17 protein-coding genes and 1 pseudogene are annotated in these 22,172 nt (G+C 30.8%); 2 read left to right on the plus strand and 16 right to left on the minus strand.

Annotation, left to right across the window (positions count from 1 at the left end):
* Positions 1–82: 82 nt before the first annotated feature.
* On the minus strand, positions 83–1,357 hold the full coding sequence (thiC, locus tag QZV12_RS06555) for a phosphomethylpyrimidine synthase (RefSeq protein WP_295619084.1): 1,275 nt from the start codon (positions 1,355–1,357) through the stop codon (positions 83–85).
* Positions 1,358–1,917: 560 nt separating this feature from the next.
* On the opposite strand from thiC, the gene QZV12_RS06560 reads away from it, so the two are divergent.
* Positions 1,918–2,700 carry an SDR family NAD(P)-dependent oxidoreductase gene (locus tag QZV12_RS06560; RefSeq protein WP_295619087.1) on the plus strand — a complete coding sequence of 261 codons (783 nt, stop codon included), beginning with the start codon at positions 1,918–1,920 and terminating at the stop codon, positions 2,698–2,700.
* A 387-nt stretch (positions 2,701–3,087) separates the two neighbouring features.
* On the opposite strand, the gene QZV12_RS06565 is transcribed toward QZV12_RS06560, so the two are convergent.
* Both QZV12_RS06565 and QZV12_RS06570 read right to left on the minus strand, forming a co-directional pair.
* Positions 3,088–3,756, minus strand: coding sequence for a cation diffusion facilitator family transporter (locus QZV12_RS06565; protein ID WP_295619091.1), 669 nt, complete (start codon positions 3,754–3,756; stop codon positions 3,088–3,090).
* A 27-nt stretch (positions 3,757–3,783) separates the two neighbouring features.
* The gene (locus QZV12_RS06570; RefSeq protein WP_295619094.1) at positions 3,784–4,188 is read right to left on the minus strand and encodes a cation diffusion facilitator family transporter; all 405 of its coding nucleotides are present in this window, start codon (positions 4,186–4,188) and stop codon (positions 3,784–3,786) included.
* Between the two features lie 451 nt (positions 4,189–4,639).
* Between QZV12_RS06570 and QZV12_RS06575 the strand changes: the two genes are divergently transcribed.
* Positions 4,640–5,092 (plus strand): MarR family winged helix-turn-helix transcriptional regulator, encoded by a 453-nt coding sequence (locus QZV12_RS06575; RefSeq protein ID WP_295619097.1) that lies wholly within the window; start codon positions 4,640–4,642, stop codon positions 5,090–5,092.
* A 392-nt stretch (positions 5,093–5,484) separates the two neighbouring features.
* On the opposite strand, the pseudogene mtrA reads toward QZV12_RS06575, so the two are convergent.
* The 13 genes and pseudogenes from mtrA to QZV12_RS06640 form a co-directional block, all read right to left on the minus strand.
* Positions 5,485–5,994: pseudogene (mtrA, locus tag QZV12_RS06580) on the minus strand (tetrahydromethanopterin S-methyltransferase subunit A); the annotation flags it as partial.
* A gap of 429 nt (positions 5,995–6,423) precedes the next feature.
* Positions 6,424–6,846, minus strand: a complete 423-nt coding sequence (locus tag QZV12_RS06585; RefSeq protein ID WP_295619100.1) for a universal stress protein — start codon at positions 6,844–6,846, stop codon at positions 6,424–6,426.
* Between the two features lie 129 nt (positions 6,847–6,975).
* Positions 6,976–7,584 (minus strand): 7-carboxy-7-deazaguanine synthase QueE, encoded by a 609-nt coding sequence (locus QZV12_RS06590; protein ID WP_295619103.1) that lies wholly within the window; start codon positions 7,582–7,584, stop codon positions 6,976–6,978.
* Between the two features lie 59 nt (positions 7,585–7,643).
* Positions 7,644–8,003 carry a 6-carboxytetrahydropterin synthase gene (locus tag QZV12_RS06595; RefSeq protein ID WP_295619106.1) on the minus strand — a complete coding sequence of 120 codons (360 nt, stop codon included), beginning with the start codon at positions 8,001–8,003 and terminating at the stop codon, positions 7,644–7,646.
* Between the two features lie 213 nt (positions 8,004–8,216).
* A complete protein-coding gene (gene queC / locus QZV12_RS06600) occupies positions 8,217–8,852 on the minus strand; it encodes a 7-cyano-7-deazaguanine synthase QueC (RefSeq protein WP_295619109.1) in 636 nt (211 codons plus the stop codon).
* A gap of 253 nt (positions 8,853–9,105) precedes the next feature.
* Complete coding sequence (locus QZV12_RS06605) at positions 9,106–9,939, minus strand: methanogenesis marker 8 protein (protein ID WP_295619112.1); 834 nt, start codon at positions 9,937–9,939, stop codon at positions 9,106–9,108.
* Positions 9,940–10,986: 1,047 nt separating this feature from the next.
* On the minus strand, positions 10,987–13,197 hold the full coding sequence (locus QZV12_RS06610; RefSeq protein WP_295619115.1) for a CDC48 family AAA ATPase: 2,211 nt from the start codon (positions 13,195–13,197) through the stop codon (positions 10,987–10,989).
* Between the two features lie 1,230 nt (positions 13,198–14,427).
* The gene (locus QZV12_RS06615; protein ID WP_295619118.1) at positions 14,428–15,501 is read right to left on the minus strand and encodes a zinc-binding dehydrogenase; all 1,074 of its coding nucleotides are present in this window, start codon (positions 15,499–15,501) and stop codon (positions 14,428–14,430) included.
* A gap of 372 nt (positions 15,502–15,873) precedes the next feature.
* Entirely contained in the window at positions 15,874–16,563 is a 690-nt protein-coding gene (locus QZV12_RS06620) for a diacylglycerol/polyprenol kinase family protein (protein ID WP_295619121.1), read from the minus strand.
* Positions 16,564–16,680: 117 nt separating this feature from the next.
* Positions 16,681–17,829, minus strand: a complete 1,149-nt coding sequence (locus QZV12_RS06625) for a tocopherol cyclase family protein (RefSeq protein ID WP_295619124.1) — start codon at positions 17,827–17,829, stop codon at positions 16,681–16,683.
* 414 nt (positions 17,830–18,243) lie between these two features.
* Positions 18,244–19,068 carry a hypothetical protein gene (locus QZV12_RS06630; RefSeq protein WP_295619126.1) on the minus strand — a complete coding sequence of 275 codons (825 nt, stop codon included), beginning with the start codon at positions 19,066–19,068 and terminating at the stop codon, positions 18,244–18,246.
* A 501-nt stretch (positions 19,069–19,569) separates the two neighbouring features.
* The gene (gene mtnP, locus QZV12_RS06635; RefSeq protein WP_295619129.1) at positions 19,570–20,346 is read right to left on the minus strand and encodes an S-methyl-5'-thioadenosine phosphorylase; all 777 of its coding nucleotides are present in this window, start codon (positions 20,344–20,346) and stop codon (positions 19,570–19,572) included.
* Positions 20,347–20,691: 345 nt separating this feature from the next.
* A complete protein-coding gene (locus tag QZV12_RS06640; protein ID WP_295619132.1) occupies positions 20,692–22,140 on the minus strand; it encodes an RtcB family protein in 1,449 nt (482 codons plus the stop codon).
* Positions 22,141–22,172: the final 32 nt, after the last annotated feature.

Here is a 22,172-nt window from a genome sequence, read left to right on the forward strand (position 1 = left end):
ATTTTAGAACAATTCATAAGACAAACAAACCATAATCTTAGAAACAATGCATCATGCTCTTAAGCTAAAAAATAAAATGAATTTAAAAGTCTCCTTTGGCTATTTTTACTGCACAATATTCACCGCACATAGCACACATTTCATCATCATCTAATTCACATTTATTTCTATAATGTCTTGGCTTGACGTTATCAAAGGCTAAATCAAATTGTCCTTCCCAATCAAAGTTCTTTCGTGCAGTTGCCATTTTAACTTCCTTTTCCCATGCAGTATCCAAACCTAAGGCAACATCTGCAGCTTGAGCTGCAATTTTGCTTGCAATAACTCCTTCCTTAACATCTTCCAATGAAGGAAGAGACAAATGCTCTGCAGGTGTTACATAACATAGGAAGTCTGCTCCGCTTGAAGCTGCAATAGCTCCTCCAATAGCGGAAGTGATATGATCATAACCTGGAGCCAAATCAGTGACAATTGGCCCTAACACATAAAATGGAGCTCCATGACATAGGGTCTTTTGGATTTCCATATTTGACCTGATTTGATTTAAAGGTACATGACCTGGACCTTCAACCATTGTTTGAACTCCTGCTTCCTGTGCTCTTTTAACAAGAGTTCCTAAGGTAACCAATTCCTGAATTTGAGAGGTGTCTGTTGCATCAGATAAGCATCCAGGACGCAATCCATCACCTAAAGAAAGGGTGATGTCATATTCCAAAGCGATTTCAAGAAGATAATCATAATTTGCATATAATGGGTTTTCCTTTTCATTGTGCAAAATCCAAGAAGCCAAGAATGTTCCACCTCTGCTTACAATACCCATCATTCTTTTAGCCTTTTGAAGCTTATCAACCAAATCCTGATTTATTCCACAGTGAAGTGTCATGAAGTCAACCCCATCCTTTGCCTGATGGATGATGGAATTGAAAATGTCATCTTCATCCATATCAATGATTTCATTTCCCTTGTTTAATGTAATAACTCCTGCTTCATAAATTGGAACGGTTCCGATAGGCACATCTACAGAGTCCATTATCTTTTCCCTGAACTCCAATAATTTAGGTCCAGTACTTAAGTCCATTATTGCATCTGCACCAAAATCAACTGCCAATCTTGCTTTTTTTATTTCCAAATCAATATCTTCAATCTTGCTTGAAGATCCTATGTTTGCATTGATTTTAGTGGTTAATCCCTTTCCAATACCACAAGCTTTTGTATCTCTTCCAATATTCTTTGGTATTACAATGGTTCCATTAGCCACTCCCTTTAATATCTTATCTGCATCTATCTTTTCAAATTCTGCAACTTCCTTCATTTCAGGAGTGATATTGCCTTTTTTAGCTTCAGTCATTTGAGTCATTAAAGCACCTTTAATAATTTTAAATCAATTTTAAATTTAAATGATTACCTTTAAATAATCTATAACATGTTAAGTTATGTTATTTATTATTTAATTAATTTATCATAAATAAGTTGATTAAGTAAAAAAATAAAAATAAATTTTTCCTAAAAATTACTGAAACAGTTTTTTCCAGGTATCAATGAAGCAAATTAAGGGTTTTGAAAAATTTTTTCATAAACAAAATTATAAAAAATCATTAGTTCTATCGATACAAAACTAAATAAAATGATAAAAAACATTAAAAATTTTAGGCAAGATAAAAGATATGCATAATAAAAATAATTAATGCACAATTAAAAAGAGATTTTTTGAACAAACAATTAAGAAATACAAATAAAACAATAAATTTAACCATGTTAAATCTAAAAAAAATGAAAAATAAACATTTAAATAATTAAAAAATTAAATAATTATTTAACCAACATTTGTTGGAAAACTGAATAAAATATACAACAAAATTGGCTAACTAATACAATTAGTTTTAACCAACAAGTTGAAAATTTAAAAGGAGAATTAAAATGAAAAACTATTTCGACATTAAGGACAAAGTAGCAGTTATTACTGGTGCTTCCTCAGGATTAGGTTGGCAAATTGCTCAAGCATATGCAAGCCAAGGCGCAAAATTAGCATTATTTGCTAGAAGAGAAGATAGATTATTAGAAAATGTTAAAGAAATAGAAGAAACCTACGGAACTGAAGTAATGTACGCTGTTACTGACGTAGGTGACTACGACAGCATTACCGCATCCGTAGAAAAAGTAATGGATGCATATGGCAGAATCGACATTCTTGTAAACGCAGCAGGTATGGGTAACAACAAAATGGTCACTGATCAATCCAACGAAGAATGGGAAAGACACATCCACATTGACTTAAGTGGTGTATACTACATGTGTAAAGCTGTTGGAGAAATCATGATCAAACAAGAATACGGTAAAATCATTAACATCGGTTCTATCCACAGTAGAGTTATCTTCCCTGGTGGAGGAATTAGTGCATACTCCTCTGCAAAAGGTGGAGTAATGAACTTAACCAAAAACTTAGCTGTAGAATGGGCTAAATACAACATTACCGTAAACGCTATTGGTCCTGCTGTATTCGAAACCGAATTAACTGTAGACTCCATTGAAATGGATGGATTCATGGACCTCATTGCAGCATACTGTCCAGCTGGAAGATTAGGTAAACCTGGTGAATTAGACGGTCTCGCAATTTACTTAGCATCTGACGCATCCAGTTTCTGTACCGGTCAATTAATCTGTGTTGACGGTGGATGGACTGCAAGATGGACTGCAATATAATTAGAAAACACTTAATGAATAATAAAGGGAGAGTTATTAAAACTCCCCCATAACCATTATTCAAAATGCTCTTTTTAAAATATTATCAAATTTATTCCCTTTTTAAAATAACTTACCAAAACTTAAACTGCTAATTTTAAAACATTATCAAAAACTTAAATGTCCTTTTTTTAAACAAAATTTGAAATTTTCACTTCTTCATAAAAAATTAAAAAAATATTTGTTTCATAATTTACGAATCAAATAATCATTGAAAAAAATAAGATTACAGTGAGTTTAGTCACCATAACCATAAATCCAAATTGCATATAATATTTAATCAATCAGTTCATGAATTTTGGAACTGAAAGTGAGACCATTTGAATAGCTTTTTTTAAAAAGTTTTGACTAGTCACTATAATCTGCATCTAAGATTGCATCAAATTGATAATCAGGATATTTATTTTGAATTTCATCTAAGACTTTGTCTTTTATTTCAGCACGATTTGCATCAAAATCAATGATTAAATCAAAAGTGACTAAACGGAAATCCTCATCTATATAGAACCCGTGCATTTGCAATATTTCAGGATATTTTTTAACAATCTCATTAAGACTTTCCTTGATTTTTCTGGTTTCTTCACTATCTGTGTTTGATGCATAGATTCCAACAGTCAATATGATTCCAAACGCTTCATAAATAGCATATAGAATATGACGGGTCAACTTATGAATCTCTTTTGCAGTCATGTCATCTCTCAAATCAACATGAACGGAACCCATCAATTGTGTAGGACCGTAGTTATGGAGAGTCAAGTCATAAACTCCTCTTACCTCATCAAATTGACTGATCCTATCCTTAAGCTTGTCTGTTATCTCACTGTCAACACGATTACCAATCATGCTGCTTAATGTTTCAGAGAGCATTTCAATAGCTGCCTTTATAATGACAAATGCAATTATTGTACCTAAGATACCTTCCAAACTAATGTGCCATATTAAACTGATGATTGCTGCAACAACTGTAGATAATGAAAGAATTGCATCAAATAATGCATCGCTTCCAGATGCAACCAATGACTGTGAATTTATTTCCTTACCTATTCATTTAACATACCTTCCTAAAAAGAACTTTACAACCACTGCCACTGCAATTATGAATATTGAAACAAAGGTATAATCTGCAAGGACAGGATTGAATATCTTAGGAACTGATTCCTCCAAAGCAGTTATTCCTGCAAGCAAAACAATCACTGCAATGATTATAGAAGAAAAGTATTCTATCCTACCATAACCATAAGGATGATCCTTATCTGGAGCCTTACCTGCCAATTTTGTTCCAATAATTGTGATGATTGAAGATAAAGCATCAGTCAGGTTGTTTACTGCATCCAATGTAATTGCAATACTGTTTACCATTATTCCAATAGTCGCATTAAATGCAACAAGAACAAGGTTCACCAGTATTCCAATGACACTGGTTCTTACTATGATTTTATCTCTATCCATAAATAAACCTCAATAAATATTAAAAAGAATAATTAATTAAAATTATATTTTTAAATAAATATAATTCTTTTGGAGTCAAAGGAAATATCCTTTTCAAATAAATATGTAAAAGGATTCAATGCATCAGCAGATGAAAGGAATAGGATTATGATTTAATGGGCGCCCTCAACTTTAAACAAAATAATAAGAGTGGTTAAAAAAATAAAAGATTTTTAACTAAAATAAGAAATAAAAATTAAAAAATTTGTAAAAGTTAATAAAATAGCACAAAAAATTAAACATAATAACAAAATAAGCATTTTTATTTAAAATAAATTAGTATGAAAAATGAATAATTTTGTACATTGTATTATGATATTTTTATTAGGTTATAACTTTATTCATTTATTTATCAATACATTTATATATATTAACAAAGTTAAATATTAACACGAAAATGTGAGGATATACTATGAAAAAAAATTCTGTTTTTAACTATGAAAAAAGCTATCTCAATTCTTGGTATAAACTAAAGAAAGGGTTTGAAGAGTTTTATAAACAAAATGGCAGCGATTTAAGTGTTAAACCTGCAGAAACCATGTTTTTATCAAAAATCTATTATAATGATGGAATCAGCCAAAGGGAACTTGCACATCTATTAAATGTATCTGAAGCCAACATTACAAAAACCTTTAAAAAATTAGAGGCAAAGGACTTGGCCTATAAAACCATTGACGAAGAAAACAATGCACGTCGTAGGTTACATTTAACTAAAAAAGGAGAAGAAGTTTTTGAAAAATCCACAGAATTATTTAAAAACTTCGACCAATTATTATTTGAAGGATTGACTGAAGCAGAAATAGAAAAAATGGAAGATCAATTATATGAAATTGCTAATAAATCCTTAAGCATTATGGAAAAATAAGTAGCAATCAGTATATCCTTTAAATCCATTTTAAACTATTTTATACTTTTTATCTATTTTTATATTAATTTTTACAGTCCTATTTTATATACTAATTTTTTAATAATTTTTTACTAGGGTTATAATAATTTTATTCCATTTTCTAAATCCCAACTATTTTTACTATCTTTAAAAAATCTAAAAAAAGAGATTGAATAAAAAAATAGATGAAAAAAGAAAATAAAAAAAAACTAAAAAAAGAGATTGAATAAAAAAAAATAGATAAAAAAAGAAAATAAAAAAAACTAAAAAAAATTATAAAAAATAAAAAAAGAAAAACAAATAAATCATGCTTCAGTATCTATTACATCCTCTTTTAAGGACATTTCAATTTTAGTGCTTTTACTGTCTTTTTCATCTAAATCAATTACTAAAGCATCTTCTTCTAATGCACCAGGGTCTTTTTCGATACATTCTTTTACTTTTGCAGTGATTGCTCCACCATCTTCGTTGTCAATCATATCAACGAGTTCTAATTGTTGTTGGAACCTTTCTACACCTTCCATTGGAATGTTTTCTACGAAAGGAATAGCACCAGTAGCTCCAGTGATTTTCTTTTTCTCAGGGTCGCAACCATTTTCATGCAATGCCTTAAAACTTTGACCAGTAATGTGACCTTGCACTTCAGCCCCACAAAGAATCAAGAATCTAATATTTGAGTTTGAAATGATGTTTGCCACAACTTTTTCAATACCTAAGTTTTCAGTTTTACAAGGTCCAGCAATAGCTGCTCCAGCAGCAACTGGGATGTCTTCATTGTGAGAAGCTAAAGTTGTAACAGCAACAGGGCTTTCTGGATCCCCTACAATGTAATCTCCACTTACTACCGGCCAGTTATCTGCTGTAGGTTTTTTATCTGCCATAATATCACTCCTTTAGTTTTATTTTCTTAGCTAAATTTTTTAATGTTTTTACTAACAAACTATAAAATCCCTAAAAATATGAAACTTAAACTTTGCAAAAAATAAATTTCATACTAAATAAACTACAATTAAATTTATAATATAATGAGTATTTAAATATTATGTCATTTATACTGTATAAAAAGTAAATTATACTTTAAAAAATAAATTAAAGAAACAATTATTGTTAAAAATGAAAATGAAAACTTTTATAAAGTTTTTTAGAAGAATAAACTAAAATACATATGATAAATCAAAAAATAAGAAATATGAAAAATATAAAAAATAGCCAAAAAAATGATAAAAATTAGAAATGACAATATAAAAAAAAAATAACTAAAATTAAAATAAATTATAAAAAATAGTAAAAAAAGTAAAATAATTTATTAATTACTTATGAATTAATAAAATATCTTTTTCACATTCCTTAAGAACATTTTCAACTACGCTTCCAAGACCAACGTGTTTAAGTCCGCTTCTTGCAGAAGATGCAATAATAATCAAATCACAGTCTTCTCCTTTTGCAAGTTTATTGATCTGTTCAGAAGGGAAACCAGATTTGACAACAGTCCTTACATTATAGCTATCATCAAAATGTTTTGCCATATCTTCAACATTTTCATTAGCTTCCTTAACAACATCCTTATTTACCTTAGCAACATGTTTTGCCCTATGGAAAGCAGTTTTTCTTATTTTTATAGCGACACCGAGAATTATAATCTCTCCGCCTTCTGCCAACAATTTTTTAGCTCTTTTAACTTCACGTAAAGAGTACTCAGATCCATCAGTAGGTAACAAAATTCTATTATACATAATTCCACACTTAATTTTAAAAATATGATTTGAATTTAAAAAACATTTCTTAATAATATATTTGCATATACTTATATAAGTATATTATTAATTCATTCGACAATATGTTAACAAAGTTAAGAAAACTGCTTATCTTTGATTCAAATATTTATGAGTTTGAACAGATAATTTGATATTTTCTAAACGAGGGAAATTTTCCCTAATCAAATCAGCCATTTGAGCATCTCTGCTGAATTCACCTTGCAGCCAGATTGTCTTGTCATACCCATACTTCCTCTTTATTGAAATCACTTCATCTATATCCTCTTTACAAGTGATTACAAACTTAAAGAAAACATTATCATACTTATAACAATTTTCAAAGACCTTTTCCTTATCTTCCTTTGGACTGATCACATATTCCATTTCAGGAACATAATCGAAAATGGAACCATTTGTCTCAAGCTGAATCCTAATATCATCTGGAAGCTCTTTAATCAAACGCTTAATCTCTTCCATCTGTAAAGTAGGTTCACCGCCAGTTATAATCAATGTATGGATATTGTTGAATTCCATTTGAGTAATTAGAATCTCTGCAACATCATCAACAGACAGCATTTCATATGTTGAAATGTCAGTATCACACCATTCACAGTTTAAATTACAGCCATACAATCTCAAAAAAGTTGCAGGAGTTCCTACATAAGGACCTTCCCCTTGAAATGATGTGAATATTTCATTAACCTTAATCTTAATCACCTACTTTAAAAAACTCTAAGTTCTGTTAACAAAACCCTAAAATAAAATAATTCTCTTGATTATTCCATTGACTCATAAGTTACGCCAGTTTCAGGAGTTTCATAAACTCCAACACTTACTAAACATTCAATGTTAGGCTTTAATCCATCATAGAAGAACTTGCTCATTTCTTCCATTGTAGGATCTTCTGAATCCATAAACTCATTTAAGTTCAAATGGTCTACACCAATGAACTCATTGAATATTGCTTCAATGTCATAGGTGTCCATAATCATATTCCTATAATCCAAATCCTTATAAGGAGCCTTTAAAGTTAAAATAATCTTATATTGGTGTCCATGCCATTGAGTGCATTTGCCTCCTTGATTCTTTAATTTGTGACAGCCATAAATCCTATGTTCTGATACTAATGTTAACATAAATATAACCTCCGTAGCTTATAAAAATTTTCAATTTAAATGATTTTATAATAAATAAAAATTATTCTTAATTAATATATTTTAATTCTCATTTGGATTTTAAATAGAATAAAAATTAATCTAAATCAATATAATCTAATTTTCATTTGGATATTGAATATAATAAAAATTATTCTTAATCAATATATTTTAATTCATATTTGGATTTTAAAATTAATCCATCCCTAATTCATTTTTAGCTTCTTCAATAGCTTTTATCCTTGATTTGCAGCTAAAACATTCACCACAAGGAGTTCCATCATTGTTGACGTAACAACTCCAGGTCTTTTCTATAGGCACTCCTAACTTTAAAGCAAGTTTTACAACATCCTTTTTGTCTGTATCAATAAATGGAGCACATACAGGAATGTATTCATAGTTATTGACCTTATTCAATTCATTGATTTTCTCCAGGAACTCAGGAGTGGTATCAGGATAATCACCGACATCAGCCTTGATTGCACCATAATAAACCTCTTCCTTATTGTTGCTTATTGCAAATGCAGTTGCAAGCTCAAGCAATATTGTATTTCTACTTGGAACAACAGTGCTTTGTGGCTCTTCAACATTGTCATTGTCTTTATCAGTCAAACTGCTGCTAAGCAAATCTACAATATTCTGGATATCAAATACGAAATGAGGAACATTATTCATTTTACAGATTTCTGCTGCCCTTTCAATTTCAATAGATGCCTTTTGGCCATAATTGAAACTAAGTGCAGTTACATCATTTCCATCATTTAATAATTTGTATAATAAAGTGGAAGAGTCTAATCCTCCAGATAAAATTAAAACTACATCTTTTGACATTTAAATCTCCAAAAAAAATTAATAAATATATAATATAATATTTATGTTTTACAATACATTTAAAATTAATTATTGAAACAGCAAAGAATCACAGATATTAGAATAATTGAATAAATAGAATAATTGAATAACTAGAACGATTAATAATTAGAATAAAATAAAAAATATTGAAAAAATAAAATGAATAAAAATAGAATAAAAATTAATAATAAATATTAAAAAAAGAAAATAATGATTTTATTAAAGAAAATCTCTAAATTAAAGGACTAGGATGCCTGGAGTTTCCTGTTTTCTTTTTAGGACCTCCAATCTTATCTAATCTTAATTTAATAAATTCTTCTCCTTTTTCACTTGCAGCAAAAATTGGAATTGAGGTTCCCACTCTAAAAATGTCCTCTTCATCACCAATATCCCGTAAATGTTTTGAAGCACAGGCAGTGACTACATCACATACATCAAAGTGAAGCTCAGATTCATCTCTTGTCAATCCAGTTGAATGAACTCCAAATATATAAACATTCACATCATCATATTCCTTTTCCAATTCCCTAAGAATTATTCCATCATCTGGATGACAAATGGTTACTGCAATATTCTTATATCCATTTTCAATAGCTAATCTAAATCCTTCCACTTGATCTATGGAAGCATTCTCCTCATCAAGAACATGATTTGGAAGGAACTGTTCTATAAGCTCTGGTATTGGACTAGTTTCAACAAGCCCAGAAACTCTTCCACCTACACCTTGAGCCAATTCACTTTCAGTGACAAGTACGGTTCCACAGCCTTCACAGACCATAACCACACAATCGATTAGATTTTCATCAAGCAAAGTGGATAATATTTCAGAAATACCAAAGGATAAAAAGTCCTTTAACCTTAATACCCTATCCTTAGTGCACATTCCAAAGTCATCTATTCTAAATTGAATATTCTTTTCTATTTCATCAGGAGTTAACTTCTCAATTCCCCGGTGCTTATGAAACAAAGGACAGTATTCAATCTTAGGCTCTCCTACATCTACCACTTTTCCATCTTGAACTGTTATTCTAGCTCTTCCCAAAGCTTCAATTACATGCTTATCCATAATATCCCAAACTTAAATTAATTGATTAACAATTGTTAAATTTTTAAAACTTATACTTAATTTATTTCTTATTAAATAAATAGGTTTTTAAAAATTAAAAATTTTTTTGAAAATATTGAATAAATAGGATCTTGAAAATTAAAATCCTTATGAAAATAAAAAAAGTGAATTGATGATAAATGAAAAATTAATAAAAAAAGAAAATCTGGGAGAGTAATGAATTAAAGATAGACAAGGTATGAGAAAATCTATTCTTTAATTCATTACAACTTTAATTACAAATGTTTTTTTGTTGTAGTTTTTTTAGGTTTTAATATATGAAATATATTAAACATGATATATAGAGGGGTAATGAATTAAAGAAAGACAAAAGATATGAAACGATCCATTCTTTAATTCATTACAACCTATTTAGGCATATTTTTTTGAGTTTTTAGTTTTTAATATATGAAATATATTAAACATGATATATAGAGGGGTAATGAATTAAAGATAGACAAAAGGTATGAAAAAATCTATTCTTTAATTCATTACAACCTAAATTCAGGTATATTTTTTTGAGTTTTTTGGGTTTAATATATGAAATATTAAATATGATAAATATAGAGGAGTAATGAATTAAAGATAGACAAAAGGTATGAAAAAATCTACTCTTTAATTCATTACAACATATTATAGGTGTTTTTAGTGTTTTATTGTTTTAGTTTTTTAAAGGTTTAATATATGAAATATTAAATATGAATATTTTTTATTTTATAGCGTGACATTAATTTTGTATTTTCTAATAGATTATCCCAGCTTATAACGTTTTATAATGGATTAAATCTTTAAAACTATAATGTTTCTATAGTTTTATAATCTCAGCCTATAATGTTTTTATAGGTTTTTTAGCCCCATTCTATAATGTTTCTATAGAATAGGGCAGAGACGATTTAAATGTTTTGACTTTATTTATAGTGTGTAAATGTTTGTGTTTCTGTGATTTAATTTAAGGATTAATCAAATATGATTAATCACGGAGGAAAAAAGTGATGAAGGTTGGTCCAATTAGTAGTATTGGACCAAACCTTCTTCATCACTTACGGCTTTTGGCTTTACCTTATCCATAGCTTCATCGAAGAATTTAGCTGAGACTTCAGTGGCTTCAATGTTTTCTCTTAAAGCGAGCATTGCAGCTTCACGACATACAGCTTCAATGTCTGCCCCAACATATCCTTCGGTGTTTTTAGCCAATTTCTTAAGCTTTACATCTTTTGCAAGAGGCATGTCTTTAGTATGAACTTTGAATATTGCAAGTCTTGCATCTTCATTTGGAGTGTCGACCTTAATGTGTCTGTCAAATCTTCCAGGCCTCATGAGACCAGGATCAATAATGTCTGGTCTGTTGGTAGCTGCAATGATTGCAACATCCTCTAATTCTTCAAGACCATCCATTTCAGTTAACAATTGATTTACGACACGTTTGGTTACTCCAGAATCTCCAAATTCACCACCTCTGTTGCTTGCAATTGAATCAATCTCATCAAAGAAGATTACAGTAGGAGCAGTTTGTCTTGCTTTTCTAAAGACTTCCCTTACTCCTTTCTCAGACTCACCAACCCATTTGGACAAGAGTTCAGGTCCTTTGATTGCAATGAAGTTAGCTTCACTTTCATTTGCTACAGCCTTTGCAAGCATGGTCTTACCAGTACCTGGAATACCATACAATAAGGTACCTTTAGGTGGCCTTACGCCAAAGTCCTTAAATTTGTCTGGGTATTTAAGTGGCCATTCAACAGCTTCCTTCAATTCTTGTTTAGCTTCGTCTAATCCACCAACATCATCCCAGGTAACATTTGGAACTTGTACAAGAACTTCCCTAAGTGCTGAAGGTTGGATTTCCCTAAGTGCAGACTTAAAGTCATCCTTAGTTACTACAAGCTTTTCAAGGACTTCAGGAGGAATCTCATCATCGGCACCTAAGTCAGGAATGATTCTTCTTACAACTCTCATAGCTGCTTCCTTAGCTAACGCTTCAAGATCTGCACCTACAAATCCATGAGTTGTATCTGCTAACTCATTTAAGTCAACATCTTCTGCAAGAGGCATTCCTCTTGTGTGGATTTCCATGATTTCCTTACGTTCTTCCTTATCAGGTACGCCGATTTCAATTTCACGGTCAAACCTACCAGGTCTTCTTAATGCACCATCAAGGGAATCTGGTCTGTTTGTTGCACCGATTACAACCACTTGGCCTCTGGAATTAAGTCCATCCATTAAGGTCAATAGCTGTGCAACAGTTCTTCTTTCCACTTCACCTTGAGTTTCTTCACGTTTAGGTGCAATAGCATCCAATTCATCAATAAAGATGATAGATGGAGCATTTTCTTCAGCTTCTTCAAAGAATTCCCTTAGGTTTTCTTCAGATCCACCTACATATTTGCTCATGATTTCAGGACCATTGATTACAATGAAGTGTGCATCACTTTCGTTTGCTACAGCCTTTGCAAGCAAGGTCTTACCAGTACCTGGAGGTCCATGCATCAATACTCCTTTTGGAGGAGCAATACCTAACTTATCAAATAATTCCGGTTTTTTAAGAGGAATTTCAATCATTTCTCTGACCTTTTTAACTTCCTCTTTCAAACCTCCAATGTCATCATAACTAATATCTACAAGATTGGAGACACCTTCTAATTTAGAAATATCAACAGGCTCTTCATTGACTTCAACTTTAGTATTTGGACCTACTTTCACTACCCCTCCAGGGTTAGTGTTTACAACAGCCAATTTGATTTGGCTCATTGCACCAATTCCAGGACCATTCATGAAATCATCAAAGATATCATCAAATAAGCCTCCACTAACAGATCTTCTTGGAGTGGTTTTGATTCCAGTATTGATTAAGTCACCTTGGACCATCACTTGATTTCTAAATGCGCTATTTAAGTCTCCACTAATTCTGATTCTTGCATCAATAGGAGCTAGAACAATTTTTTTAGCTTCTTTTGCTTCCACTCTTTTGATTGTTACCTCTTCACCTATTGAAGCACCTGAATTCTTACGTGTGGTACCATCAATCCTAATGATTGATTCCATATCAGATTGAGAAGCAATTGCAATAGCTGCAGTATGTTTTGATCCAATGATTTCAATTAAATCTCCATCTTTAAGACCTAATTTAAACATAGATTCCATATCTAGTTTAGCAATATTTTTACCTACATCCTTTTGAGATAATGTTTCTGCAACTTTAATTTTAAGTTCTACATCAGCCATGATCTTCAACTCCTTTTAGTTTTTTTTAAGTAATAATAATTAATATGAATTTGATTTGAAATAGATAAATACTATTTCGAAATAACATCCCTTTCGATTTGGAGCATTTAAAACCGATAATCCTCTTCGATTTTTCAGCATTCTAAACCGACAATCCCTTTCGATTTTATAACATTTCGAAATAATACTCCCTTTCGATCTCGATATCATTTCGAAATAATATAATAAATATTATTTCAAGTTACAATAATAAAAGATCATTAATAATCATCGACGGCACAGAAATATCAATTAACTTTTTGAATTAATTTTAGAATTAATCTTAAAATCATTTAATCGATGCTTGAATTTAATCAATAATTCAAATACTGAGATTGGTCAAATACAAACAAACTGAAACATGAAAATTTCAACAAATACATTAAAATTAACCTAAAGATTTAAAGACCATCCCATTATTTAAAAAACCAAATAAATACAAATTAATCACCGATAAACAATTAAAAGGATTAATTCCAGTTAAATTCAAATAATTCATTTAATCAATTGTTTTTAATTAAATTTATTTAATTTCAACAACCAAATAAAGAATTAAAAGAATTTATTAAAAATTTATCAACAATTATTAATGTAAATCTTTTAGTTAGTTTTTGTAACTAAATATTACTTGCACTTCATCATATATAAACTTTTCGGTTTATTAACCAAAGGTTATTTTAATCTAAAAACCCTTAAAAATAAGAATACTATTTAAGAATTATTAAATTAATTAAAAACATATTAAAAATTATTTTTATTTTAAAATAAGCATCTGAATTATTCTAAAAATAAAATCAAGTGATTATATTAAAAATAAATTTTAGTTATTTAATTGGGAAATAATTAAGGAAGCATAAAATTCTTTGAACATAATCAAACAAATGAAAAAAAAGACAATTAAAAAAATATAAGATTATTTAATACAATAAAATAAATGAAAAAAGAAATAATAATTAAAAAAATATAATATCATTAAATATGCTGGAACAAATGAAAAGAAGAAATGACTATTAAAAAAAATATCAATATTATTTTAACATAAAAAACCAATTTAAAAAAAAGATAATTAAAGAAATATAATATCTTTAAATATAATAAAAATTAATTAAAAAAAATATAATTAGATTCAAGCATAAGCTCAAATCCAATTTTTTAAATCACAAAAAATGAGAAAAAACAAAAGATTTCAATCTAATCCAAATCATCTATATAAATAATTGGCTTGATTAGGTCTTTTGGTTTTTCATCCATAAGTTTAAATGCGTCTTCAATTTTGTCAAATCCATGGAATTCAACATTGAATGTTTTTCCAGGTTTGATCCTATCATATTTAATAAGATTTAGTAATTTTTCAGCTCTTAAAGCACCACCAGGACAGAATCCTCCACGAATGGTAATGTCAGCCATTCCAAGACCCCATTCAAATGCAGGTATAGTGAAAGTGTCTGCAACATCATAGAAATTAATGCTTCCAATATGACCATTACTCTTTACAAGCTGTATTGCCTCATTCATGGTATTGCAATTACCTCCAGCAATAATTACACAATCTACCTTCTTTCCACCTTCTTTTTCAAGGATTTGCTCTACAGTATTTCCATCCTTATAGCTGATGATTTCAGTTGCTCCAAATTCCAATGCCAATTCAGCACAGTTTGGTCGAGATCCAGTAGCATAGATCTTACCTGCACCTCTAAGTTTTGCACCAGCAACAGCCATCAATCCTACAGGACCGATACCAAATACAACTACAGTGTCTCCTAAATTAACATCTACCATTTCCACACCATAGAATCCGGTAGACATCATATCAGTTACCATTAAAGCATCAGCAATATCCACTCCTTCAGGAAGCAAAACCAAATTATTGTCTGCATTGTTTACTGAGAAAAATTCTGCAAATACCCCATCCTTAAATGTGAGGAATTTGAAACTAGTCATTGAATCCAAATCGTGAGCATTGTTTCCGCCTTTTTCCTGCAATTTAACTTCACCTGCCAAATCTGGAGTGGTACATGGCAATACAACAACATCTCCAGGTTTAAATTTTTTGACCATTTCACCGACTTCAACAACTTCAGCAACAGCTTCATGACCTAAAATCCTGTTTTCCATTGGGCCTGCTCCACCATGCATAGCGTGAGTGTCTGATGAACAAGGTGCAACAGCAATAGGTTTACAAATTGCATCTAAAGGTCCTGCAACAGGTTTTTCAGTTTCTATCCAACCAGGTTCCCCGACTTTAATCATTCCGTATCCTTTCATATAATCACCAAAAAATTTAAGCCATAAACTTTTTAGGAAAAATATAAAATAAAAAAAAACCAATGCATAAACTAAAAAATTATAGCTTATTGATGATGAATATATTAAAAATTTTATATAAAATTTACTGAATAAATTGAATAAAAATGTTAATTTAGTTAAGTTTGTTAAATGAAAATATTAATTAAGTTAAGTTTTTTGAACATTTATATAACATATGCATAAATTAGCATAAATTAGCATAAATAATAAAATCATATTAAAAATAGCTAAAAAGAAGATTGAATAGTAAAAAAACTAGGAATAATACAGAAAAGAAAAAGAAAGAAAAAGAAATAAAAAAATAAGAAAAGTTACCACAATATGTGATAACTAGAGAACAGTTGCAACCAAATAATACAAAATTGCAGTTACTGAAGGAACTGTAAGATTATCAATACCTCCATAACTGATAGCCTCAGCAACAGTTGCAATAGCAGAAATAATTAAAATATACCAAAAATTAAGTTCTGGAAGAGTGTATCCCATTGCAGTATAGAAAACCCATACAAATACAGATAAGACTGCAGTTACAGAAAGCATTGCAAGGGAACCTGCAAGAGTTTTTTCTCCACCGAATACGTGGTATTTAATTTTACCCCATTTGCCTCCGACAAGAGCTGCAAATCCATCACCATATACTAAAGGAACAATAGCTAATGCTACAATCCAAAGGAATTTAGGATTGATTAAGATTGGGAATATCAAAAGCAATATTGACCAAATCAATGCATAAAAGAATAATCCCAATGCATGTCCGGATTCAGTAACACTATTATGGATTTTGATTGGGGAATAATCTGTCAAGAAGAACAGAGCAATGGTTATAGGCAATGTAATGAACCAAAGCAAGATTGAAGGATCTGAGAAAAACGGCATGGCAAATATCATATTACCAACCATAATATGAACAAACTTACGAGAAACTTCAGGTCTGCTCTTTAAAACCTTTTCTGCCAATAGGAATATGACAACCACATAAAGATAAACAATTATTAAAGCAATTATATCTGTGAATAACATAATATCTCTCTTAAAACAAATTGATTAGCAAAATAATAAAATAACCTCAACAATAGAATATTCATAATTAAGTAAGTTAAGAAATAAATATGATAAAAAAATAAATGCTATAGATAATTATCTATCATCTATAACATTATGGGTTCTGTCATCATCATATTCTCCGTATTCACAACCGGCATTTTCTATTTTAACATGGTCGATTAGGGTTCCATCCTTTTTCATCAATTTGATTTCACCGTAACCGCTTCCACCATTCCAAAGACGGGTGTGAAGCTTTTTACCAGTAGGTGCTTCATAGTTGAAAAGCAACATTTCATCACGTTTGCAGTATAGCTTCAATTCAAGCTTGCTGTTCCAATTACTGCAATTGATGAACCATTCATTAAGTTCTTTTCCTTCCTTGAAACCGAATTTAACCCTTACATTATTCCAGAACCTTGCAAAGTTGTATTCATACATTTTTCCTTCATAATAGAAACCAATCAATAGCTTACGTGGAAGGGAAATTCCAAATGCCTTAGGCTTTCCACCACCAGCTTCAAAGGCAGTGTTGTTAAGTTTCTTTCCAGTGATTAAGCTTGTACAATTACAGGAGGATATCCATAGCCAAGGACTTGTAAAGTCTCCTCCCCAGTTCTTATCAGCATATCCAAAGGATTTTTCAGGAATAACCTCATATTCAACACCATCCATTTCAATGGTACCTTTGTATTGGGTTTTTATTCCTTCAGCGTGCCAAAACATCTCAAAAGCATTTAATTTTCTAAAGAAACTGTTAGCACCATAACCTACATTAAAAGCGATTTGTTTATCAATGTCTAAATCCCATTTCATTTCTCCTGCATCACACATATATTCTGGATGTTCACGTGCTTCCTCTTCTGTAACTTTACAGTATCCAGTCATATGAGTTTCAGTTAAGCTGAATTCCCCAACTTTGACATCTAATCGATCATCAGGACATGAGAAATCTTTCATGGAATAGTAATTGTGAATCTGTTTAGGTTCTTTACCCCATGCTCCAACTTTTAACATACAGTAAGAAGGTCTTTTGCCTGCTTCAATGTTTTTAGGGTCTTGACCTAAGGTAGGTTCATCTTCAGCTAAGTCTGGATTGCAGACAAAGTATTCTATAAAGAATGGTCTTGGCTCACCAGTTTCCTTATTGTAAGCTGTTAGAGAATGCCACCACCAGTCGTAACCTTGCTTGGCAAGGGGACCTTTCAACATATAATGGTCTCTTTTCAAATCACATTTATTCATTCAAAATCCTCCAAAAGAAAAAAATATTCCTATTATTTGATAATTTGATTATCAAAAATGAAACAATAAGTTTGATAAACTAAATTAGCCAATTACTTAAATATTTTAACAATTGACCAATATATCTTATATTTTAATTTATATTATCTTTATAATAAATATTTTATTATTTAAATATTGAAAAATTAAAAAGATGGTTGAATATTGATTAATTAAAGAATGAAATAGGGAATTATTTAAAAAATGAAAGAAAATTAGAATAAAATGAATTAGTTAAAAATATTAAAAATAGCAATAACTTAAGAAATAACCAAAAACAATTAAAATAGCAATAGCTTAAGAAATGATTAAAAAGAAATAAAAAAGCAAAAAAATAGGAAAATAAATAAAAACAAACCCCAAAAAACAAAAAACTTAAGAAAATAAATAAAAACTAAAAAAGCAAAAAAGTAAAAGATAATCTGATTTAATTAAATAAATCATCATTATATCATCAATTAAGCCAAATCCCATTCCTTTTGTATGGTTTTGATCAATAAGGTGTGCAATGAATTCCTCAAATGAAACTTCAGCATCCTCACTTAAGATATCTGCCTCATCTGGAAACATTTCTGGATTTAAGGTAAAGCTAAGCCCATCCTGATTTTGACTAAGGATTTTAATAAAGTCTTCTACAGAAATTTCACGAGACTCTCCAGGTTTCATATCAAAGATGTCAAGAACTGAATTTTCATCCATTACTTCAAATGTGATTTCTTCAGGAAGGATATCCCCTTCTATTATAGGACCATTGAACTCTTCAAAATCAATGAAAAGACCATCATCACTTTTACCAGCAATATCTATGTCATTTCTTGCTATATTCCTATAGGATTCATCATCAATGACTGGAATAGCCTGATTTTCAATAAATGGATTTTCAAATATTAGATTGACTTCATCATCACCAGATAAGTCTAAATTAACCTTCTCATCTTCAAAAGCATCGATTTGTTCGTAGAAATGTTGGAACAATACCATTTCAACTTCTTCAACAATTTTGGAAATGTTTCCTACATCATTCCAGTTTTGGGAATTAATGACAAAGGCACAAAAGTCATCAATGGAAGAGATAACTGACTTATATCTGTTCACATCACATTCAGACAAATGATGACACTCAATCAAAGTATTTATCCTGCTTGTTTCACTCACCAATCTTTTAATCCAAATCAATTGCACTAAACCAAAATCATTCATTAATAAAACACCTCTCACTTTAAAGGCAAATTCAACAGCAATGCACAATCATAAACAAGCCTTTCCTATAAGCCTCCTAAACTTATAAATCAAGGCAATGCTTATTTTACCATCCAATAAATTACCATGAAATGAAACCCAAAGATGATACAAAGATGAAACTATGAGTAGATATTATGAACAGTGAAATATAGGAGTGATTGAAATGAATGGTTTCATGATGATAATTTATTGGTGTGGATCAACCACAGATTATAGATTTATACCCCTTAATTAAATCTATAATAAATATTTCAAGGTGGCTTTTGAAAATTTTAGATTATGTGGTTGATGCGGTGACAAATATATAAACTTCGTTACATATAAAGCTTATGATTTTTAGTAAAAAAAAAGAAAAAATATTGATAAATTTTAAACAAAGCAAAAAAAAAAAGTAAAAAAGTTAGGTTACTACTCCCAACAAGTGAAAATATTTTGTTCAAACTTTTTTAAAAGTTTGAACTACATCTCTGCATCCCCTAAGGCATGATGGCAATGACAATCATACTCTTCAGGCAAGTCCTTAATGACATTATGCAATAAATCAATTAGTTCCTCTTTTTTCTGTCCCATAATGTCATAAACCTCTTCAACCCCTAAGGTACTTTTGGAAATTGAAGTGCAATAATTGGAAACAATAGTTATGGAACTGTAGCACATTTCCTTTTCCCTTGCAAGAACCACTTCAGGACATGTGGTCATTCCAACAACTGTTACTCCAATAATCCTAAACATTTTAATCTCAGCAGGTGTTTCAAACCTTGGGCCTTCGTTGCAAACAATGGTTCCTCCATCAACCACATTTCCATTTATACAATCTGCATGGGAAAGCAATGCATTTCTAAGCCTATTGCAAAATGGTTCATTCATGTCAATGTGAATAGCCTCATCATCATCATAAAATGTTCTAGGCCTATTTACAGTGAAATCCAAAAAGTCATCTATAATGACAATTGATCCAGGAGCAATATCCAAGTCAACAGAGCCTACTGCATTTGTAGCCATAATCTGAGTGACACCTAACTGTTTTAAAGCCATAATATTTGCCTTAAAATTTATTTTATGTGGAGGGCAACTGTGACCTTCAAGGTGTCTTGGCAAGAAAGCAACATCTTTGCCTTCAATATTAAACAGAGAAACCACTACAGATCCATACTCTGTTTCAACAGTCCTTTTTTCGACATTATCTGCCAAACCAGTTATTTCTTCTACTCCACTGCCGCCAATAATTCCAATCATATAATAACCTCAATAAAAATAAATCCTCAATTTCTTAATAAAATAGTAAATTAATAATTAATAATTAATAAATTAACAACCAGTAAATCAACAATCAATAAACCGATAAATAACAAATTAACAATTAGTAAAATAATAATTAATAAACTGACAATCAGTAAATCAACAATCAATAAACCGATAATCAACAAATTAACAATTAGTAAAATAATAATTAATAAACTGACAATCAGTAAATCAACAATCAGCAAATTAATAATTAATAAACTGACAATCAGTAAATTAACAATTAGTAAATTTTATTTAATATAAAAAAAATTTAAAAAAAAATAAAAAGGACAAAAATTATCCTTTTGTAACTGCTAAAGGAACAACTTTAGCTACTAATTTAGCAATTCCTGCATCGTGAGATGTTTTAACAACAGAATCCACATTCTTATATGCACTTGGTGCTTCTTCTGCCAACACAGGAGCAGAGTTTGCTTTCACATGAATTCCTTTTGCATTTAACTCTTTTTCAATTTGGTCTGCAGTGAACTGTTTCTTAGCAGCAGTTCTTGACAATACTCTACCTGCACCATGAGCAGTTGAACCAAAGGTCTCTTCCATAGCTACATCGGTACCATGCAAGACATAGGATGCTGTACCCATAGTTCCAGAGATTAAGACAGGCTGTCCTACAGATCTGTATTCCTTAGGAATTTCACGTCTTCCAGGACCAAATGCACGAGTAGCTCCTTTTCTGTGAACAAGAACTTCCATATGGGAACCTTTTACCTTATGAACCTCTTTTTTAGCGATATTGTGTGCAACATCGTAAACTATTCCCATATCCATATCCTCAGCACTGCGGGAGAAGACCTCTTCAAAGGATTGCCTTACCCAGTGAGACATCATTTGACGGTTTGCCCATGCATAATTAGCTCCAGCAGCCATAGCCTTCAAGTAACCTTGTGCCTCTTTAGAGTCAATCGGTGCACAAGCCAATTGCCTATCTGGAATGTTGATTTTATAGTTTCTATAAGCCTTATCCATTTTTCTCAAGTAATCAGAACAGATTTGATGTCCGCATCCTCTTGAACCACTGTGAATCATGATTGCTATTGATCCTGCTTCAAGGCCAAATGCCTTTGCAACATCTTCATCATAGACCTCTTCAATCTTTTGAACTTCAAGGAAGTGGTTTCCAGAACCTAATGAACCTAATTGAGGAACTCCTCTTTTTTTAGCCTTGGCGCTTACAACAGCAGATTCAGCTTCCTTCATTCTACCGTTTTCTTCCAAGAACTTAAGGTCATCTTCCCAACCGAATCCACGTTCAACAGCCCACCAAGCACCATAATCAAGCACTTCATCGATTTCATTGTCTTTAAGTCTTATTTGGCCTTTACTTCCTACACCTGATGGAATGTTTTTAAATAAAACTTCTGTAAGCTCTTTAAGCTTAGGCTTGATTTCATCTTCAGTTAAGTTAGTTCTAAGCATTCTAACTCCACAGTTAATATCAAAGCCCACTCCTCCAGGACTTACAACACCATTATTATAATTGAATGCACCTACACCACCGATGCTGAATCCATATCCAAAGTGAATGTCCGGCATAGCAATAGATGCACCTTGAATACCTGGCATACATGCTACATTTGCCACTTGCTCAAGTGCTCCCTCTTCAATGTTTTCAACAGCTTCATCGTCAAGATACATTCTTCCAGGAACTCTCATTTCTTTCTTGTAACTGCTTGGAAGTTCCCAAACATTATCTCTTACCTTTTCAAGACTTTCTTTAATAGACATAATTATCACTGCAATGATTAAAATAATAAATT

The sequence above is a fragment of the uncultured Methanobrevibacter sp. genome, assembly GCF_902769175.1.
Taxonomy (GTDB): Archaea; Methanobacteriota; Methanobacteria; order Methanobacteriales; family Methanobacteriaceae; genus Methanobrevibacter.